Origin of the sequence: Rhizobium sp. SEMIA 4085, from assembly GCF_013004495.1 — a bacterium.
In the GTDB taxonomy this organism is placed as follows: Bacteria; Pseudomonadota; Alphaproteobacteria; order Rhizobiales; family Rhizobiaceae; genus Rhizobium; species Rhizobium gallicum.
Window position 1 is genome coordinate 1 of the sequence record NZ_JABEPH010000558.1, and the last position, 2,558, is coordinate 2,558.

The window sequence follows — 2,558 nt, forward strand, 5'->3', positions numbered from 1 at the left end:
CGGCGGATGCGACACCGAGGCCTGCGTAGCATTGCAGCCGGATCAGCGGCCGGTCGAGCGCCTTCGACAGCACCTTCGCGATCTCGGTCTTCCCGACGCCGGCCTCTCCTTCGAGAAACAGCGGCCGCTTCATCTTCAGGGCGAGAAAGAGGACCGTCGCCAGCGACCGGCCTGCGAGATAATCCTCTCTTGCCAGCATGGCGATCGTCTCGTCGATAGACGCGGGCGGCAGCGGATGATCGGGCATGTCTCCTCCCTTTTAAGGGAGTTATAGCGTGTGATAGTCGCGGTTCATATAGAGCAGCGCCGGTTTTGTTTCGTTGAAACGCACGGCCACGACCTCACCGAAAATGATGTGGTGGGTCGACATCTCCTTGATCTCCATCACCCTGCAATCGAAGGAGGCAAGCGAATCCCAGAGCACGGGCGCACCGGTGACGAGCTTGTCGAACTTGCCGGTCGCAAACCGCTCGTCGTTGCTCATCGGCGTGCGTCCGGAAAAGGCGTCGGCCAGCGCCTGATGGTGCGCGCCAAGCGTGTTCAGCGCGAAAATGCCGCTCTGGAAGAAGATGTCGTTCTTCGGATTGCTGTTGTTGAGGCAGACGAGCACGCAGGCCGGATCGTCGGATACCGAACAGGCCGCGGTAATCGTCACCCCGCGGCGTGTCTCGCCAAGCACCGTCGTCACGAGCTGCACATGACCGCCGAAACGGCTCATGGCATCGCGATAAAGCTGGGGATCGATCGGCTGCCTGTTCAACAAATGCGGTCTCCTGCGGCCGCGCCGCCTGTTCTCGTGCCGCTAATATGGATGGCATCGGTTACCTTTTCTACAATGAAGCCGACGAAATGCGGCGCATTCCGCCTGTTTTTCTTTGACGATTGCCGCCGGGCAGCTAAAAGGGCATGAAGGGCGACAGGGAACCGGCGATTTTCATGAGTATTCTGCGTGGCATAGCGGCTTTTTCGATGCTGTTTCTTGCAGCAGCCGAAAGCCATGCCGCGGGCGTTACGATCGGCGTCATCGCCCCCCAGGGCGGCAACCTGCAGCAGCTTGGCGCCCAGGTATTCGCCGGAGCGAACTATCAGATCACCAAGGATGGCAATACGGTCGTCACAATCAACGAGCCCTGTGAGGAAAACAGTGGTGCCGCGATTGCCGATGCGCTGGTAAACGCCAAGGTACAAGTCGCAATCGGCTTTCTCTGCAGCGAAACGCTGGAAAGTGCATTGCCGAAGCTCAAGGATGCAAACATTCCGGCGATCACCGTCTCGGTGCGCGCACGCATCCTGATGGAAGACGCATTGAAGAACGGTTGGCCGCTGTTTCGTTTGGCGCCGGCCGATGGCGCCGAAGCCGCACGCATCATCGAAGCGATGCTCAACGACTGGGAGGCAGCGCCGATCGCCCTCATCGAGGACGGCACCATCCATGGCCGCGAACTGACCGAGGCCATCCGGAATGCACTTGAGGAAAAAGGGCTGAAGCCCGTCTTTACGGACACCTATCGCCCGGGTCAGGATCAGCAGATCGCCCTCGTCCGCCGCCTGAAGAAGGCCGGCGCCACCAAGGTTTTCATCGGCGGCGACCGCGCCGACGTCGCAGTCATCGCCCGAGATGCCGCAGCTGAGAAGATTCCGCTCGCTATTTTAGGCGGAGATGCAATGCGCGCGGCAAACCAGCCGCTGCCGCTTCCGGACGGCGTGCGTGCCGTCACCATGCCGGAATTCGACACTTTGCAGCCCGCACAAGCCGCAGCGGCGGAGTTGCGCGCGCAAGGCATCGAGCCTGAAGGCTATGTCCTGCCGGCAGCCGCAGCAGCGGCCGTCGCGCAGCAGGCGGCAACGGCCGCCATGGCAGAAGGAAAGACGGTGGCCGAAAAACTCGCAGGCACGAGGTTCTCTACGCCGATCGGCGATCTGACGTTCACGGCTGGCCACGAGCTTTCGGAGAACCCTTACAGGCTGCTGGAATGGCGCCGCGGCATTTTCGCCGCGCCCGCCGCGTCCGGCGATTAACCCGAGACGAGAATGCCGTTTACACAGAGTTCACGAGTGCAGCGTCGATGCTGTTGCCCGTTCGATTGAGCCCTGCTAAACCGCCGCAAGTTCCCCACGGAGGAAGAAGAGTGCCATGACCCTGCCGATCCGGATTGCCCCCTCCATTCTGGCTGCGGATTTTGCCAAGCTCGGACAGGAAGTACGCGATGTGACGGCGGCAGGCGCAGACTGGATCCACCTCGACGTCATGGACGGCCATTTCGTGCCGAACATCTCCTTCGGCGCCGACGTCATCAAGTCGTTGCGCTCCTATACGGACGCGACCTTCGATTGCCACCTGATGATCTCGCCGGCCGATCCTTATCTGGAGGCTTTCGCCAAGGCCGGCTGCGACCGCATCACGGTTCATGCTGAGGCAGGACCGCATCTTCACCGCTCGCTGCAGACGATCCGCAATCTCGGTAAGAAGGTTGGAGTGACGGTCAATCCGGCAACGCCGCTGTCGGCGATCGAGAACGTTCTCGACGACGTCGACCTCATCCTCATCATGTCGAGTA

General features: G+C 61.1%; 4 protein-coding genes. 2 read left to right on the plus strand and 2 right to left on the minus strand.

Annotation, left to right across the window (positions count from 1 at the left end; translation table 11 throughout):
* Both C9413_RS30885 and C9413_RS30890 read right to left on the minus strand, forming a co-directional pair.
* A partial coding sequence (locus C9413_RS30885) for an AAA family ATPase (RefSeq protein WP_170251393.1) occupies nucleotides 1-247 on the minus strand: 247 nt, incomplete at its 3' end.
* A 21-nt stretch (nucleotides 248-268) separates the two neighbouring features.
* Nucleotides 269-763: a flavin reductase gene (locus C9413_RS30890; protein ID WP_039845008.1), complete on the minus strand. Its 495-nt coding sequence runs from the start codon at nucleotides 761-763 to the stop codon at nucleotides 269-271.
* A gap of 173 nt (nucleotides 764-936) precedes the next feature.
* Between C9413_RS30890 and C9413_RS30895 the strand changes: the two genes are divergently transcribed.
* Both C9413_RS30895 and C9413_RS30900 read left to right on the plus strand, forming a co-directional pair.
* Nucleotides 937-2,019 carry an ABC transporter substrate-binding protein gene (locus C9413_RS30895; RefSeq protein ID WP_039846774.1) on the plus strand — a complete coding sequence of 361 codons (1,083 nt, stop codon included), beginning with the start codon at nucleotides 937-939 and terminating at the stop codon, nucleotides 2,017-2,019.
* A gap of 115 nt (nucleotides 2,020-2,134) precedes the next feature.
* Nucleotides 2,135-2,558 (plus strand): ribulose-phosphate 3-epimerase (locus C9413_RS30900; RefSeq protein ID WP_170251394.1); only part of this gene is annotated, 424 nt, incomplete at its 3' end.

Coding starts and splice junctions, on each gene's coding strand:
- C9413_RS30895 (WP_039846774.1), top strand. CDS start 937: ATGAGTATTCTGCGTGGCATAGCGGCTTTTTCGATGCTGTTTCTTGCA.